Below are 16354 nucleotides of genomic sequence, written 5' to 3'. Positions count from 1 at the left end.
AGTAAGCAAGGTACGGTCGTGTTAGTAGAGCATAAACTTTCAGTGTACGAAAAAACATTCCCCGCACAATCAGCGGTAAATGCCGTTGCGCTAATCACACCCGATACTAGTGCCAAAGCTATTGTTGCTCGCGCTAAGCTGCCGAACAAACAGCGTTTATTAGAAGATAAACTCGATAGTCATCAATTGCGTTCTGAGATTTTGCACACCCATAGCAACTTGGCTGTCATGCTTGCCAATGGCTATTTGGTTATCGAAAAATTCTTTGGTTACGCTGAAGCGCGCAAACGCTTATTAGAGGCGGATAGGGTGCTTACTTTAGGGGGTATCAATCTCAGTGTTTCTGATGATGAGCTTTGCGAAATCGCAGAAGACAAAGCCCGCTTATTCGAATTGCGTTTGAAGTGCAGTGAACCCACTTACAAGCTCTATAAAAAGCTATGCGCCGACTTTCGTGTGTACTGCATTGAACCACCAACGTTTGATGATGATTACTTTACTTTATCACCTGCTGAGCGCTCAAAGTTTTCTCCTGCTTATCGCCAAGGTGTGATGAATCAATTGAACGGTGCGCTAAATCGCATGGCTTGCCCGCTTTGGTGGCGTCGTCGTTTACGTACCAAACAAGCGCTTGTCATCGAGCAATTAGCCCGTGATATGCGTACCGTACATAAAAAGTCTTCGCCTTATGTCAGTGAGTTTACTATTCGCAGCAAGCGCGAGCGCAACGCCAAATCAGACGCGATAATGAATGATTTGTATGTTGTGCCAAATGACGCGAGTCCCTTTGATGAATTCGAATCATTGAAAGACGTTGCAGCAAAAAGTTCTACCTCTGGTAAGCAGCTGGCCGCTGAACTCATGGTGCGCATTCGTGGCTTTGAAGAGTGTTCAAAAACACTCGGCCACCGTGGAGAGTTTTATACCATCACCGCACCTAGCCGTTTTCACTCAGTACACGCCAGCGGCATTCCTAACCGCAAATATAACGGCTCAACACCGAACGATGCGCAGGACTATTTCAATGACTTGTGGAAACGTGCAAGGGCATTGTTCGCCAAGGCTGATATTCGCCCTTACGGTTTCCGTGTGGTAGAGCCTCATCATGACGGCTGTCCACACTGGCACATGCTGCTATTTATGGAAAAAGGCCAAGCGATTAAAGCCCGTAAAATCCTAAAAGCTTTGGCGCTTCAAGACACCCCAAGTGAAGTCCGTACATCATCAACCCGTTTTAAGGCAATCAGCATCGACCCGAAAAAGGGCAGTGCTGCGGGGTATATCGCCAAATACATCACCAAAGCTGTTAACGGTGAACACATCAATCAAGTGACTTGCTCTGAAGCGGGAAAAATCTCAATCGCTCCCGCTGATGCAGCCGAACGCGCATCCACATGGGCGAGTACTTTTAATATCAGACGTTTTCAGCAAATTGGTGGCCCAAGTGTGACCACATGGCGCGAACTTAGACGCCTTGGCATGGGTGAAAGCGGCAAATGTGAGGTTGCAAACTCTATGAACACAAACTTAGACACGGTTTCCCGTTACGCCCTTGAGAAAGTGAGAGCTGCGGCCGACGCTTCCGATTGGGCGGCTTTTTGTCTTGCCATGGGTGGTGTGCAGGTTAAACGTAAAGACCAAGCCGTGCGCATTCACTATCAAATCCCTGACATCGTTGACCAAATCACAGGGGAAATCAGCCGCAGTGAATCTAATAGCCCGTACTTCACCACCAAATATGGCGATATGCCAGCCAAGCGTATTTTAGGCGTTGCGTGGGATTCGGTTGTGGTCATTACCCGTCGCGGTACGAATCAAGTACTAACCGAAAAAGACATTCAATCACAGCGCAAGATAATGCTCGGGGTGTCCGAATCTATCCAGAACTGGGTAGATGATGGCCGTTTTGAACAACCAAGCGTAGAAGAAATGCAGTTCCTAGAGTCCTGCGCAATCGAAGACTATCAGAACATGTGTTTGTTTATGGATTACGAGGCACTTTCTGTAGTCAGTAGCGACGAAGTCGCCTTGGACTTGTGTCATTAACTGTAACCCTAAGGAATTCACATGCAACACAGCAGATTAAACGACCTACTACGGTCACAACATCAACTTATTGAAGACTATTCAAAGGAGCAATAACCATGGCCAGTATTGAAGGTGCAATCACAGACTTACAACGTGTTAACCGTACGGACGACAAAGGCGCACCCTTGCCTGAAACCGCTGAATTTAAATTTCACACTAAAAGCCCCGCGAGCATTTGGACGGTAAAGGTGACTAACGACCAAATGGCTAACGGCACATTTTCGCAGCTAGAAAAACTCCAATCAGATCCGAATGGGTGGGGCTTAAAACCTGTGCTACTCAACCTTGAATATTACGAAGGCGCAAACGTAGCACGCCAAATGGAATGGAAAGGCTTCCGCTTGAACTCTATCGCAACACAGCAAGCGAAGTAAGGAATTAACATGCAATGCGTCACTATCACCGAGTCAGGGCAACTCATCGCTACCACACAACCCGCGTGCGAATACGTGTTACTGACTCAAGCGCAGCTGACGCATTTGCAGTTTGACGGATTGGTGAACACGCTCAACGAGCTGTTTGCCTTTGATACACCCATGTTTGGGTTAATTAACGCGGCAGCATTAACCGCATTTTTCGTTGGCCATAGTATCGGGCGTATCGTTCGAACCATAGGCAAATCATAAAACACACACTCAATGTTAAATAAGGAAAATCACTATGAAATTAGTATCTAAAATCGCACTTGGCGCAACGGCTGTTATGGGTTCAATGGCTGCATCTGCAAATGAAGATGTAACCACGGCGCTTACTACTGCCATCTCTACAGGCCAAACCAACTATACGCTCGTTGTAGTAGGTCTATTGAGCTTAGCCGCCATTGGTTTCGGTGTTGGCTTTATCGTTAGCAAATTATCTCGTTAATGGTCACCACTGTTTTACTCGGTACGTTCCTCGTGTGGGTCTTCGTTGAAGGCTTCACAAGCGGGGTTCGTACCTCCTAAACCAAAGGCGTTAATATGCGAATTATCCTATTGATGGCGCTTTTTAGCGCCTTTTTTGTCACTCAAGCTTTTGCCGTTACCCAAGGGCAGATTGACCGCAAGCGCTCCCCATTCAATGACGACTTTTATAAGTGCCGCTTGATGAGCGTAAACGGTGGCGTAGAGGACAGGGTTGATGTAAAGAAAATCAGTGATTGCGTCAGCAAAAATATTGCTATCTATTCAGCGTATTTTATGAGCTTAGGTAGACCCGGACTATCGGATTGCGGAACGTTATGGTCTCAAGAAGGGGCTATCGCCAAAAGACTGTGCTACACATTAAATGGTATCGATAGAGAAGAAAACATGATTGTTCGATACACTGGCCCACATTTCACAAAAACATGTACTGGCCCAACTATCCCCGACGGTTGGTCGCCTTGGTATGATGAACTTGGTGTGATGTGGTGCATTCCACCTGCTAATGATAACTGTCCAGCCCCAAGCGATGATGATTCATTTACGTTTGGTTTTGGTGAGCAGCGAACAGTCTGCTATGACAACCCTGATGGAACACAATGCCGTATCGAGACTGATGCAACAGGGAGCTACTATCATCCAGCTCATTATGGAAGCGCTGAGCCTGTTCCATGCCAAGACCCACCACCGCCAACTGACTGTGACCCAAGCGACCCGAACTGTAATACAGAGCCGCCTGATTGCGACCCAAACGACCCTAACTGTGACAACACAGACCCACCGCCTCCGACGGACTGTGAACCTAACGACCCGAATTGTGATAACACAGACCCACCACCGCCAACGGATTGTCAACCGAATGACCCGAATTGTGATGATGGGCCAATTACTGACCCACCTGATTGTGAGCCAGATGACCCCAATTGTGACGATGGGCCAATTACTGACCCACCTGATTGTGAGCCGGATGACCCCAATTGTGACGATGGGCCACCCACTGACTGTGAGCCAGATGACCCAAATTGTGATGATGGACCACCGACGGACTGCGAACCCGACGACCCAGATTGTAAGCCGTGTGTTGGGCTTGATTGCGGCAAGCTCACACAAGAGGGGAAGCAAGGGGGGCTAAACGACTTATTCAAAACAGAAGAGATTGAAGAGTTGAAAAAGCAAATTGAAGAGCAGCTCGAAGCCAATACTGATCAGCTCGACCGCATTGAATTTGAATTAACACAGATAGTCAGCTTTTCAGGGTCGCTTGCCAGTGGGTACGAATCGAGAAGCTTAGATTTATATGGCAACCAGATTGATATATCTGTTGCGCGCTTTTCTAGCTTCTATCAGATGCTAGCAGCGCCATTAATGTTAGTCGCAGTTATCTCTGCCTTGTTTATTTTATTGAGGGAACGTAATGAATAAATCAAACGCATTACTACTAATTATGATGTTGCTCTTTATCCCCACAATAGCCATTGCAAAAGACTATGAGGGAACAAAAGGGATGTTAGATTTTATCAATGATTTCATCACTGATATTTGGGACTTATGGGACAGTGATATCCCGAATTTTATCACCCGATTTTTTGCTTGGTTTGTCGAGTATGCCACGCTCCTAAAACTCAAGATTGAGCTAGAGACGATTAAGTTCGCATGGCAGGTTTCGAAGAACATCATAGACAACTTCCAGATTGGCTCACGCTTAGCCAGTGCTGCCAGCGCACTACCAAGGGATGTCCAAGCCGCATTGGTTGATATGCGCGCCTTTGATGCCCTGAATGTGGTTATTCAAGCGCTTGTAACTCGATATGTGATGAGGTTCTTATAATGGCAACGTCAATATTTCATGGTGCGCCTGGTTCTTTCAAATCCGCCTCAGCGGTGTGGTTCGAATTACTGCCAGCGCTGAGAGCAGGGCGCTTAGTTGTCACCAATATTGAGGGCATTAAGCCAATCGAAGACATCGAGCAGGAACTCAATGAAACCTTTCCAGAAACCGCCAAACTATGGCGCATGTCGAGCCAAAGTGACACAGGGCATAAGCTTTGGCGAAATTGGTATCATTGGGTGCCATGTGGCGCTCTCATCATCATGGATGAAGTCCAAGACATTTACCTAACGGAAACCACGCAATTCAAACCTGAGTCGTGCGACTATCAGCCCGTTCAAAACTACCAAGAAGTGCTACCCGAAGACTGGTATCAATATCACTTAGACACCCTAGAGACCTATAAGCCCGCAGACCTAACCAGTGGTGATGTCGATGATTTAGGTATCGAGATATTTAACGAACACGGACATATTATCTACCCCAAAACGCTGAAAGAGGCGTACATGCGCCACCGAAAATACAACTGGGACATTATCTGCTGCACGCCTGATATTACGTCCGTGCATAAATACATTCGCAATGTGAGCCAATACGCCTACGCGCACAAATACTTTGACGGCCTAGCCAAAATTCCTTATTTCTATCGGAGACCACGAATCCATGAACATAATCCAAAATTGGATGGCAAAACGCCAAACAAAGCCGACCCAAAAAATGGCGCAAAATCCCCGTCCAAGTGCACGACCTCTACAAATCCACAGCGACCAAATCTATTACAAGTGCCACAGGAAAGAATTTCCTTCTCAGTCCTATGTTTGCCTTTCCGGTGGTTGTGGTCACTCTTTGTCTTGGTTACTTCGGCCTATATTTCGGTGGTGCTTTTGATGTTGAGGAAAACCCGCAAGCAGCGCCAGTTCCTTTGGAAAGTCATCAAGCGGATAGCGCTCCTGTTCCTGATAATGACGCTGTTCAGACTCCTGCTGCTCCAACTATTCATATAGGTTTGCCATACGATGCCAAGCGCGCATACATCAGCGCCATTATCACCACGGTTGATGGTGAGCGGGTAGAAAAAGAGGTGGTTATCGAGTTCAAAACACAAGACGGGACAGTCTCGGCCAACTCCAAAGATATGACCCGAATGGGGTATTCGGTTGTTGTCTTTAACTCGTGTTTAGCACGTATCGAGTACCAAGGCTTTCAGTATCATGCTATCTGCAAACCAACGGACACACCGCCACCGATACCCGAACAGCAATACCAGCAACAAAACAAACAAGGACAGCAACAACCCATTAATTTAGCTGGATTTGGTGGCGACGCGCCAAGCGGAGCCTGAGCGCAGCGCGGCGACACCAAACACCAACATACACAACCTGCTTTGATTAAATATTAGGTATATATGACTTGTATTATTCAAATTTATCTCCATATCTCAATCAAGTTCATCAAAGAGGGTTAATACTAGTGAGACTTAATATTATGCGTAATAGCATTGAAACTTCAAATGTTCTATTGGTTTATTCAGTTAATACTGAAAATAATAATGAAAGAGATTCTAGAGGTGTTCGTGACGATATAAGAGAAAAGCTCAATTTTGACAGTTCTTATATAAATATTGACGGTGTAGACACTGCTTATGCCACCAAATATAGAATCGAAAGCGATGATTTTGAGAGCGAAATGAAAAAAGCGAAGACTTATTTCAAAAAGATGCTAGTTGATATTGCAAATAAGCGCGAATGTGAGATTAGAGCGGTAATATCCATAACTGAGCTAGGGCTTATCGAAATCAAGCACACTATTTCCTCTAATTGATGCTTCTATAAGTGGTTCGTTGAGCCACTTTACTATACCTATTCATAAAAGCTAAAAACTACTGGGATTATGGAAATGGTTGCTTCTTTGAAGAAAGTCTATTTTGTTGATATATGAAGCGTCGTATTTTGCACCGCGAGGAGTTACTAATCTAGATTCACGATCAATAGAGAAGTCTTTCCATTCTTCACGAATGCACATAATTCCATCAATTCTTACTTTTAGTAAATCTACAGCACGAGGACATGGGTTATCTGTAGTGGTCAACTAATTTTGGCCACAGTTTTAGAATCTTGGTATCTAACCTCAGATTCATTTGGCGCTAAACCAGCATTATAATGATGAGGCCTAACGTTGTTATAATATCCGTTGATATAATCACTCACACCATATTTAGCATCTTTAAAGTTTTCGTATCCAACCTTTGGCATCCACTCCGTTTTAAAGCTTCTAAAAAATCGCTCCATTGGCGCATTATCCCAACAATTTCCGCGCCTGCTCATACTTTGTGTAATTTTATAGCGCCATAAACGTTGGCGGTACTTCAAGCTTGTATAATGGCTTCCTTGGTCTGAGTGAAACATCAATCCACTTGGTTTACCTCTGCTTTCATACGCGAGTTCAAGCGCTTTTAGCGTTAAGCTAGTATCTGGCGACAACGACATTGCCCAACCAACGACTTTACGTGCAAATAAATCAACAACGACCGCTAAATAGGCCCAGCGATTGCCTGTCCAAATATACGTCACATCACCGCACCACACCGTATTCGGCTCAACAACATCAAACTGCCTGTCTAGCAAATTTGGGATTTCAAGATGCTCATTACCACCCCTTTTATATTGATGTTGTGGTACTTGGCAGCTCTCTAGTTTTAGTTTAACCATTAGCTTAGCGGCGCGATAACGGCTTAATTCAAAATCGTTATTCGTTGCGATTGCTGCGATTGTCCGTGCCCCAGCTGAACCGCCGCTCATTGCATGTATGGCTTTAACTTCAGCTTCTAGCCTTATTTGCTCTGGTGTAGGCGTTGTATCCCGTATGGCCCAATATTTATAGCTGCTGCGATGCACATTGAATACGCTACACAACACGCTAATTGGGTAACGCTCTCGTTGATTTAATTTCTCAATTAACGAGAATTGTTCAGGGAGTCGGACATCAAGAGAGCGGTAGCCTTTTTTAATATATCCTTTTCTAATTCAATACGTTGGATTTGCTTTTTAAGTTCGCGGATTTCAATTTGTTCAGGTGTCATTGGTGACGCTGTGGGGGTCTGGCCATTCCGCTCTTGCTTCAATTGAGTTACCCACTTACTTACAGTTGATTTACCAACCCCCATAGCCTTAGCTGCATCTTCTTGTGTGTAGCCTTGGTCAACTACAAGTTGAGCTGTTTCTAATTTGATTGCCGCAGAATAGGTTGCGCGTTTTAATTTCGTCATTTTTTCACCCAAATTTGTATGCAAATAGCATAACATTTCTTTCTTAATGGGTGGCCAAATTAACTATGCCACTACAATCATCCTTAATCCAGCGATTTAAAGTTCTAGGTGTTACATGAAGATACTTTGAAGCTTCTTTCTTGTTTATATTTCCGAAATTCATAAATCCAGCTCTAAATAGTAAATCATTAAATGTCATCTTGGACTCCTTTGACGAAGTAGAGCGTCGGTCGTCCTGCGCGAAAGATACATCTTTTATATAAATTTTTTAGATTGGAAATTCGGTTATTAATCGAAAATACAGATTCTGAACCTAAATTAGGAAACTTAGTAAAATAGGGCTTACGAACTAAATTTCTATTCAAGCACCATAACAAGCCAAAATGTCTCATACTTACCTATTTAACATAACGTAAATTATAGGCTTGTTTATACAGTATTGCATAACAGGTATCTACATCACTATAATATGTCCAATACTAGACATTGTATATAGTCTAGTTTGTGTACATTCGCTCTAACTTATTGAAGTATAAGTGCATTAATACTCTTAGTTTTTTTACATACGTGTTAATGGCTGTGTACATAACTAAGTCTAACTGTACTTAAAAAGGAATTGGTGATAAAGGGTCGCTTTACACGTTGCTCTTCTTGTAGTTTGGTAAACTGGAAAATCCACATACAATGTGCCACTAGATTTGGCTGCGGCTCGGTAGGTTATTTTAATGTGGGGTGAGAATCAATCTTTCGAATATAGAAAAAAACCATATCAAACGGTCAAAGTAGGATTTCGTTTTGCTTATGCCGAAAGCTAGAAACAGCTAATAATCGTCTTTATAAGGGCAATAGCAGACCGTGATACTAACTCGTTTGTGCCCCATTCCAAGTTAGACAAAGAGCATTGACAACTTTCCCTAATAACAGATTATGAGTCTAGTTGTGAATTTGGGGTTATACAGACATGATTTATAATTTGTCGGATTCAGTCTGTGATAACAGTGTGTTAAATGACAGGTATCGGTATTTTCTGTACATATTATAAAGGCAATCTCTGCTGAAAAAACACTGTTAAGCAGCATATCAATATCGTGGGGTTATGATGGATTTATTTACACCTATAGCAGAGGATGAAAAGTTACATCCAATATTTAAAATGATTCTTCAGAAACAATATGGACCTGAACGAGAAGTTTTAAACTCATGGGCTAAAGGTTTTGAAGATAGAGATGGAAAGTTTGTGTATGAACTCCAGACTACTTTCGAATCATCTATGTGGGAATTATATCTTAACGCATTTTTAAATGAACTTGGTGCTAATACAGACTTTTCTAAGTATGCTCCAGATTTTGTAACTGAATTAGACAGGCCTATTGTACTAGAAGCAACAATTGCAGCACCACCCCAAGGCGGAGAAGCACCAGCAGGACATTCTCAAAAATTTGCGCCAACGGATTTTTCTACTTTCAATCAACAATCAGCAATTCGAATATCCAATAGCCTTTCATCCAAAATAAAAAAATATCGAACTAGTTACTCCAAACTGGAACATGTAAAAGGTAAACCCTATGTTATTGGTTTGGCATCCTTTGATCGTCCTTATTCACACTATGCTGTAAATAGAGCAATTGTCGCAGTCTTATATGGGCTATATGTTGATGAAGAAACAACGATTGCAACTGGTGCTAATGAATTAATTAAATATCCAGTCGATGCTGTGATAAAAAATGAAAATGCCACAATACCATTAGGTCTTTTCACCACGGATGAATTCAAAGATGTTAGCGCGGTAATTTATAGTTCTTTAGCTACTTGGGGTAAAATTCGTGCTTTGGCAGATAATCCAAGTGCTCAAACCATCTATCATACTAGTCATTTACCTGTTGATGGCAGTATCTTCCCAGAGATGCGTAATTCTATGAAATCAGATTATGTAGAAGATATTGCAGATGGATTACATATCTTACACAACCCATTTGCAGAGCATCCTTTGGATTTAAATACTTTTAATCATGAACGAGTAGCTCAATACTTTGTAGATCCTGAAACAGGAATGATGGATGTTATTGCACCGGACGATTTTCTTTTATTGAGGCAATTAATGAGTGCAGTCGTACGTGGCGACGCTAAACAAGAGTAAGTAGACAGAAAAATTAATTACTTAGGATCTTAATTTACTGCGGTTGCAAGCTAAAAGCAGCTAGGTAATTTGGTAAGAAAAAATGAATTTTAATCAAAGATTCGAATGTACAACTTGTGAAAGTTTGGTTGATTGTAGAATAGGAATGTCTAACAGAGATGTTCAACCAATAAGTGTAGTGGCATAGTTAATTTGGCCACCCATTAAGAAAGAAATGTTATGCTATTTGCATACAAATTTGGGTGAAAAAATGACGAAATTAAAACGCGCAACCTATTCTGCGGCAATCAAATTAGAAACAGCTCAACTTGTAGTTGACCAAGGCTACACACAAGAAGATGCAGCTAAGGCTATGGGGGTTGGTAAATCAACTGTAAGTAAGTGGGTAACTCAATTGAAGCAAGAGCGGAATGGCCAGACCCCCACAGCGTCACCAATGACACCTGAACAAATTGAAATCCGCGAACTTAAAAAGCAAATCCAACGCATTGAATTAGAAAAGGATATATTAAAAAAGGCTACCGCTCTCTTGATGTCCGACTCCCTGAACAATTCTCGTTAATTGAGAAATTAAATCAACGAGAGCGTTACCCAATTAGCGTGTTGTGTAGCGTATTCAATGTGCATCGCAGCAGCTATAAATATTGGGCCATACGGGATACAACGCCTACACCAGAGCAAATAAGGCTAGAAGCTGAAGTTAAAGCCATACATGCAATGAGCGGCGGTTCAGCTGGGGCACGGACAATCGCAGCAATCGCAACGAATAACGATTTTGAATTAAGCCGTTATCGCGCCGCTAAGCTAATGGTTAAACTAAAACTAGAGAGCTGCCAAGTACCACAACATCAATATAAAAGGGGTGGTAATGAGCATCTTGAAATCCCAAATTTGCTAGACAGGCAGTTTGATGTTGTTGAGCCGAATACGGTGTGGTGCGGTGATGTGACGTATATTTGGACAGGCAATCGCTGGGCCTATTTAGCGGTCGTTGTTGATTTATTTGCACGTAAAGTCGTTGGTTGGGCAATGTCGTTGTCGCCAGATACTAGCTTAACGCTAAAAGCGCTTGAACTCGCGTATGAAAGCAGAGGTAAACCAAGTGGATTGATGTTTCACTCAGACCAAGGAAGCCATTATACAAGCTTGAAGTACCGCCAACGTTTATGGCGCTATAAAATTACACAAAGTATGAGCAGGCGCGGAAATTGTTGGGATAATGCGCCAATGGAGCGATTTTTTAGAAGCTTTAAAACGGAGTGGATGCCAAAGGTTGGATACGAAAACTTTAAAGATGCTAAATATGGTGTGAGTGATTATATCAACGGATATTATAACAACGTTAGGCCTCATCATTATAATGCTGGTTTAGCGCCAAATGAATCTGAGGTTAGATACCAAGATTCTAAAACTGTGGCCAAAATTAGTTGACCACTACATTAGCATTTAGACCTGCATTGTTTCTGGACTTTGACTCCGATTACGATAAAGAGTTGGTGGCTTTTAGGGTGTCTACAGATGACTTTCAAAAGTACAAAGATCTATACAAAGATATTTCTGAAATTCTGTCTCGTCAGCTCATTCTGGTCGCAGGAATTAACAATGTTATTTATCGTAAAGATCATAATAAGTTTAAAGATGTTGGCAAGACAACGCCGAAGACGCTCAACCAATTTGCAGACCTACCGTATGGATTTAAAGTCACTCACTTAGACGAGTGTTGGTACAAAATTGGTGAAGGTGCAATTAATAACCAGCTCCGCAACTCAATTGCGCACGTCAAAGCGGAGTATGATGATACTTCTCAAGTTATTACTTACTCCCCTAAGAAAGAAGGTATAAAGCAAGAGAAAGCGGAGTCAATGTACTTCATTGATTTTATGAGAAAAATACTCATCTCATACCGTGAAATGCATCGACTGCATCAGTTAATTAAGTGCATGTTTAACTATGAGTATTTGATGCGTAAAAAAGCTGCTTAACAAAAGCTCAAGGCTTTAACATACTTTTTCTAATCGAATAGAAACGCTCTCTTGTAACACGATAACTTCATTTACATCTAGGCTGTATTTTGTTTTAGCATGGAGTGTTATGCTAAAGCGGACGCTTACAAACCTCTGAAATAGTTGGCCACTAATAACACTAATTGATTCTAATTGTGAAGGAGTGTTCGTTAAGGGTAGAAATCATCTCATCGTAGCACGCTATAAATTCATGTTGATCAATCTCCTCTATCCTTTGAATTCGCTCCTTTTTAGATGGTAACTTGTATAAAAGCTGATCAACCTTACTCCTAGTATAGTCCACGATAGACGGAGAGAGAATTTTTAGGGCTTCTACTAGTGAAGCTACCTGCTCTTTATACTCATCATTTGTAAACTGCACTATTTGCTTCTTGTACCCCGCTAAAAAGCGGAATATTTCACTTTCTAAAAATTCAGCTGAGTGTTTGTTTGACTGGACCGAAAGCACCAAGAAAGCCTTACCATTTGATTTGACTACTCTTGAGTCTACAAAATAGCCAATTCCTTGTTTAGATCGAATTGTTTGGTAAAACGCTTGGCTCATGAAACTATCCAACAGATACAAAAATCCAACATCTTCGGATAGGTCGATCCCAAAACTCACATAACCATCTTCATAGTCACTTATTATAACCTTGTTTCTGATTTTTTTCTGCAGCTTCTGCTTCTTAAAGATGTTGCTCGGTACCCAGCTTTTAATTTGAGTAAAAAGTCTTTTATGATCAAAGTGACCTGTAAAGACAGCGTCAATGCTTTGGGCTTGAAGAGTTTGGCGTTTCCATTTCTCAAAGTCACCCATTTCAATATCGTTTAAATATAAAAGCGCTTCTTTGTCTATTATGTAACCATTATTAATATTCGAGGAAACCGCTGTTCTGACTCGTCTTTGAAGCTGCCCTTGAAGGACACGATTTATGCTCGACTTTGACTCTTCCACAGCAATTGTGAAGTCACGCTTTGTTGTTTTTTCGGCAAACATTTCTTTAAATACGGCAGTTAAAATCATCTCAAATTCTTCAGGCTCGCCTGCAATAGACAAAACATAACCATTTTGCCCAGCCTCTATATTGAAGGAATACCCTGCTTGCTTCGCAAAATGTGTAAAATCAGATAATTGAAACCGCAATTCTCGTGAATGAATCAGTCTATTCACAAAATTCTGCATGTTCTTTGGTAAATTTGGCTGATTGATAAAAATCATCGCATAAGCACTTGGGTTAGCATAATGCGGCCTATTATCTATCCAAACATTAACTCCATCTTCTTTCAGCTGAATTAGCTCTTGATTTGTACTTGAGTTATGCTTCTGCTTGCGGTTCCCCAACACAATGAAAGGATTTCTTGAAGGGATCTGATAATGGCTGTTACTTGAATACTTTGCATTGTTGAGACTAATACTCCTTAACTTGTAAGGTAGGCGATAATAAGTCGGAATTATGGTCACGTTTTGTGTGTCAGAGTCAGCTTTAACAATTAGCATTTTATCTGGGCTAAGAAAATGAACAAAACTATCCAAACTTGCCTTATTTAAGCCTTCATCCGCAAATAATGTAGAGGGATCTATCCAAGCAGTGTTAGGCAATCTAAACATTCTCTCATTGATATCTGAGATCCAATCACCAGGTTCAGATTTAGCAGCTGCTAGTGACTCAATTTTACTTTTGTACTCTAACTCTCCGTAATACCTATTTGCTTCTTCGCTCAATGACAATGCGTCAATATAGGAGTGCAACTCAATAATGATTCGATTGATATGCTTTACGCCGAGAGGCGTAAGTTTAAAATACAGGTCCAAAATACCAAAATGAGAATCCCCTATCATATTTACATTTAGTGAAGTAATATACCCCATTTCAGATAGGCGATTATACAAAGAGCCTCTTGTTTCCGCTCCCAAATAGTTGAGTAAAAAGACAAGTGTGCCATCATCTTCACCATAATATTTCGAAGGGAACGGAAACATGATGTCTAAAGATTTGGCACTCCCATTGGACTTAATTTCTACAACGTTATTGCCGAGTTTCTGCCAAACCAACTGGTTCTCTTGGTGTTTATTTTCCTCACCTCGAGGGATTGCACTGAACTCTTTTACAGCGATTTTTTCAAGCTCCACCAAAGATAAATTCGAATACAGCACTACTTTGATATTGCTACCAACATAATGAGTCTCGTGAAACTTTCTTAGCTCGCCGTACAAAGAGTCACCAACAGAATCAAATATAAGCTTGTTTCCAACATCAAACTGTGAAGAAGGATGTCTCGGATGCATTTGCTCTCGGACGATCTCTAATGTTCCTCTCCACTCATCATTAATTTTTCCTTGAAACTCTGAATCAACTTCAAGAACCGCTTTTGAAATAATTTCACTATTTAATAAAGGGTTGGAGATAGCATCTGCCAATCTGTTCACGCCTTCACTGAAAGAAGAACTTAGCATTTGAAAGTGGTAACGCGTATTGTCCCCTCTGGTAGAGCCGTTAGACCAGCCTTGCTTGGATTTATAATATTTATTGTAACTACCAATCTCTTTGTAACTATTACTACCGAGTAAAACCGAGTGCTCGAGTAGATGGGCAAGTCCTTGAATATTTTTTGGATCGTCATATGAACCAGCCTTCACAATTAATGAGGCCGCTGATTTACTCGAGTTAGGAGAATGTAATAAAAGAACCTCAACTCCATTGCTTAACTCTATCAATTTCTCTTCGGTAAGTGCCAATCCATAATTGCTATTACAAAAGTACATGGTGATTGTAATCGCTAACTTAATAATGCTTTTCATACTCTCAGTTCCCTCTTATCAGCCATAACTTTACCTAGGTCAATGGCTCAATAAACTAATTTTATTTGGGCTATCTTATGGGCAAAAAACACATTTATTATCCTAGTGTTTATGTCGGTGCTTGCTTAAATGCAAGATTATCATCTGTTGTTTTACTTGTTTGAAGTAGCATATGCTCGAAACAGTATCTTAATACCCAAAAATTAAGACATACTTTAGATGGTTATTAAGCCTTTTTTTGTTAAAAAAATGGCGATATCTAGATGAAGTTGATTAGTTGTCAAGTGTAAACTATCCATTGATAATTCTTGCTCATCACTCACTTTAATTATTTCTTCTAACAAATTTTTTTTTATAGTATAGTTTCTTCCATCAACAGTCAGAATATTTACGCCTCCATATTGGTAAGCTTTGAAACGAATACTTCCTTTTAATTTATAGAAATGTGAGCTTCCAAAATAATCAAGGGCCGAAAATGCGCCTTGTGGCTTAACTACATTGCTGAAATTAATAATTGGCTTCAAAAAATTAGTAAGGCACACATCTACACTAGTTAGCTCTTTGTTAAAAAAGTTCTTGAAAGCCTCTTTGTTTATAGAGTGACTTAAATCATTTGAGAATTGATCACTTAAAAACCCAACCCACTGAAGTGGAAATAAAGTAACTGAAATGTGTATTGAAACTTTATCGGTTGAATTCCCACAGTGATATACACCTCTTGGTAAGTATAACTTTCGCCCTGATGTAAGGGTAACTTTTTCCGTATTTATAAAATCTTTTTTTTCATCAAAACTTTCTAGGAAAACCCGAAACTTTTCATCATTGGAAGTTATTTTTACCGGTCGTTTTTTAGATAAAATCCACTCTTTCTCCCCTTCTGTCTGCAAAATAAATACATCATGCATATCTAGATGCACTTTAAAACCCTGAGACTTAGGCGGCGTTACATATATATTTGCGTCCACTCTACAGTGGAAATATTTTGATAGATCGGAAACAAATTTTTTTAGTCTGGTATTTCTGATTTGTGCTCTTGGCAAGACAACGGTATAACCATCAGCAAATAACTCAAGTATTTGCTCTAGCGACTGCGGCTTTATTTGATATTCACGCTTAGAAGCGTTAACTACAATCACACCTGCATGCTTCCACGGCTCCTCAATCTCCCAAGCTCTAGATTTAAATAAGTAGTCCTCAAAATCACTAGAGCTAAAAAGGTCACATATATCATTATCCTCGTGAGTGAAATGATGAATTTCTTTCTCATATACCTTAAGCCAAAAGTCATCTTCATTGAGAAGCCCGAAAAATCCTTCTGAGTTCATCAT

General features: G+C 41.0%; 16 protein-coding genes. 12 read left to right on the top strand and 4 right to left on the bottom strand.

What is annotated here, in order from left to right; genetic code table 11:
• The first annotated feature begins 18 nt into the window (after window positions 1-18).
• The 9 genes from PPIS_RS24165 (at window position 19) to PPIS_RS24130 (ending at window position 6639) form a co-directional block, all read left to right on the top strand.
• Window positions 19-2046, top strand: coding sequence for a replication endonuclease (locus tag PPIS_RS24165; RefSeq protein ID WP_010377251.1), 2028 nt, complete (start codon window positions 19-21; stop codon window positions 2044-2046).
• 98 nt (window positions 2047-2144) lie between these two features.
• Entirely contained in the window at window positions 2145-2462 is a 318-nt protein-coding gene (locus PPIS_RS24160; RefSeq protein WP_010377253.1) for a hypothetical protein, read from the top strand.
• Between the two features lie 9 nt (window positions 2463-2471).
• Window positions 2472-2714, top strand: coding sequence for a hypothetical protein (locus PPIS_RS24155; protein ID WP_010377255.1), 243 nt, complete (start codon window positions 2472-2474; stop codon window positions 2712-2714).
• 34 nt (window positions 2715-2748) lie between these two features.
• The gene (locus PPIS_RS24150; RefSeq protein WP_010377257.1) at window positions 2749-2952 is read left to right on the top strand and encodes a hypothetical protein; all 204 of its coding nucleotides are present in this window, start codon (window positions 2749-2751) and stop codon (window positions 2950-2952) included.
• Window positions 2953-3047: 95 nt separating this feature from the next.
• Complete coding sequence (locus PPIS_RS24145) at window positions 3048-4412, top strand: hypothetical protein (protein WP_010377260.1); 1365 nt, start codon at window positions 3048-3050, stop codon at window positions 4410-4412.
• Entirely contained in the window at window positions 4405-4818 is a 414-nt protein-coding gene (locus tag PPIS_RS24140; protein WP_010377262.1) for a DUF2523 family protein, read from the top strand. Before PPIS_RS24145 ends, PPIS_RS24140 begins: the two co-directional genes overlap by 8 nt.
• Window positions 4818-5822 (top strand): zonular occludens toxin domain-containing protein, encoded by a 1005-nt coding sequence (locus PPIS_RS24135; protein WP_010377263.1) that lies wholly within the window; start codon window positions 4818-4820, stop codon window positions 5820-5822. The genes PPIS_RS24140 and PPIS_RS24135 overlap by 1 nt, the downstream gene beginning before the upstream one ends.
• Before the next feature lie 2 nt (window positions 5823-5824).
• A complete protein-coding gene (locus tag PPIS_RS25575) occupies window positions 5825-6160 on the top strand; it encodes a hypothetical protein (RefSeq protein ID WP_010377266.1) in 336 nt (111 codons plus the stop codon).
• Window positions 6161-6303: 143 nt separating this feature from the next.
• Complete coding sequence (locus PPIS_RS24130) at window positions 6304-6639, top strand: hypothetical protein (protein ID WP_010377269.1); 336 nt, start codon at window positions 6304-6306, stop codon at window positions 6637-6639.
• A 263-nt stretch (window positions 6640-6902) separates the two neighbouring features.
• Here the strand turns inward: PPIS_RS24130 and PPIS_RS24125 are convergent.
• Together PPIS_RS24125 and PPIS_RS25225 are read right to left on the bottom strand one after the other, a co-directional pair.
• Window positions 6903-8083 (bottom strand): IS3 family transposase gene (locus PPIS_RS24125; RefSeq protein ID WP_096040897.1). Its coding sequence is split into 2 segments (ribosomal slippage): window positions 6903-7825 and window positions 7825-8083, totalling 1182 coding nucleotides; the frame shifts between segments, so codons are not numbered across the junction.
• Window positions 8084-8126: 43 nt separating this feature from the next.
• A complete protein-coding gene (locus PPIS_RS25225) occupies window positions 8127-8282 on the bottom strand; it encodes a MerR family transcriptional regulator (RefSeq protein WP_010379535.1) in 156 nt (51 codons plus the stop codon).
• An 897-nt stretch (window positions 8283-9179) separates the two neighbouring features.
• Here PPIS_RS25225 and PPIS_RS24120 point away from each other — a divergent pair.
• The 3 genes from PPIS_RS24120 (at window position 9180) to PPIS_RS24110 (ending at window position 12202) form a co-directional block, all read left to right on the top strand.
• Window positions 9180-10220 (top strand): hypothetical protein, encoded by a 1041-nt coding sequence (locus PPIS_RS24120; protein WP_021032646.1) that lies wholly within the window; start codon window positions 9180-9182, stop codon window positions 10218-10220.
• 250 nt (window positions 10221-10470) lie between these two features.
• Window positions 10471-11651 (top strand): IS3 family transposase gene (locus PPIS_RS24115; RefSeq protein WP_096040897.1). Its coding sequence is split into 2 segments (ribosomal slippage): window positions 10471-10729 and window positions 10729-11651, totalling 1182 coding nucleotides; the frame shifts between segments, so codons are not numbered across the junction.
• On the top strand, window positions 11648-12202 hold the full coding sequence (locus PPIS_RS24110) for a hypothetical protein (RefSeq protein WP_010379377.1): 555 nt from the start codon (window positions 11648-11650) through the stop codon (window positions 12200-12202). Before PPIS_RS24115 ends, PPIS_RS24110 begins: the two co-directional genes overlap by 4 nt.
• A gap of 160 nt (window positions 12203-12362) precedes the next feature.
• Here PPIS_RS24110 and PPIS_RS24105 read toward each other — a convergent pair whose 3' ends face one another.
• Window positions 12363-15026 (bottom strand): insulinase family protein, encoded by a 2664-nt coding sequence (locus tag PPIS_RS24105; RefSeq protein WP_010379379.1) that lies wholly within the window; start codon window positions 15024-15026, stop codon window positions 12363-12365.
• Window positions 15027-15241: 215 nt separating this feature from the next.
• Window positions 15242-16354, bottom strand: a complete 1113-nt coding sequence (locus PPIS_RS24100) for a JmjC domain-containing protein (RefSeq protein ID WP_010379381.1) — start codon at window positions 16352-16354, stop codon at window positions 15242-15244.

This window comes from Pseudoalteromonas piscicida, assembly GCF_000238315.3.
GTDB classification, from domain to species: domain Bacteria; phylum Pseudomonadota; class Gammaproteobacteria; order Enterobacterales; family Alteromonadaceae; genus Pseudoalteromonas; species Pseudoalteromonas piscicida.
This window is presented reverse-complemented; position numbering and strand designations above follow the sequence as displayed.

Coding starts and splice junctions, on each gene's coding strand:
- PPIS_RS24160 (WP_010377253.1), top strand. CDS start 2,145: ATGGCCAGTATTGAAGGTGCAATCACAGACTTACAACGTGTTAACCGT.
- PPIS_RS24155 (WP_010377255.1), top strand. CDS start 2,472: ATGCAATGCGTCACTATCACCGAGTCAGGGCAACTCATCGCTACCACA.
- PPIS_RS24150 (WP_010377257.1), top strand. CDS start 2,749: ATGAAATTAGTATCTAAAATCGCACTTGGCGCAACGGCTGTTATGGGT.
- PPIS_RS24145 (WP_010377260.1), top strand. CDS start 3,048: ATGCGAATTATCCTATTGATGGCGCTTTTTAGCGCCTTTTTTGTCACT.
- PPIS_RS24140 (WP_010377262.1), top strand. CDS start 4,405: ATGAATAAATCAAACGCATTACTACTAATTATGATGTTGCTCTTTATC.
- PPIS_RS24135 (WP_010377263.1), top strand. CDS start 4,818: ATGGCAACGTCAATATTTCATGGTGCGCCTGGTTCTTTCAAATCCGCC.
- PPIS_RS24130 (WP_010377269.1), top strand. CDS start 6,304: ATGCGTAATAGCATTGAAACTTCAAATGTTCTATTGGTTTATTCAGTT.
- PPIS_RS25225 (WP_010379535.1), bottom strand. CDS start 8,282: ATGACATTTAATGATTTACTATTTAGAGCTGGATTTATGAATTTCGGA.
- PPIS_RS24120 (WP_021032646.1), top strand. CDS start 9,180: ATGATGGATTTATTTACACCTATAGCAGAGGATGAAAAGTTACATCCA.
- PPIS_RS24105 (WP_010379379.1), bottom strand. CDS start 15,026: ATGAAAAGCATTATTAAGTTAGCGATTACAATCACCATGTACTTTTGT.
- PPIS_RS24100 (WP_010379381.1), bottom strand. CDS start 16,354: ATGATGAACTCAGAAGGATTTTTCGGGCTTCTCAATGAAGATGACTTT.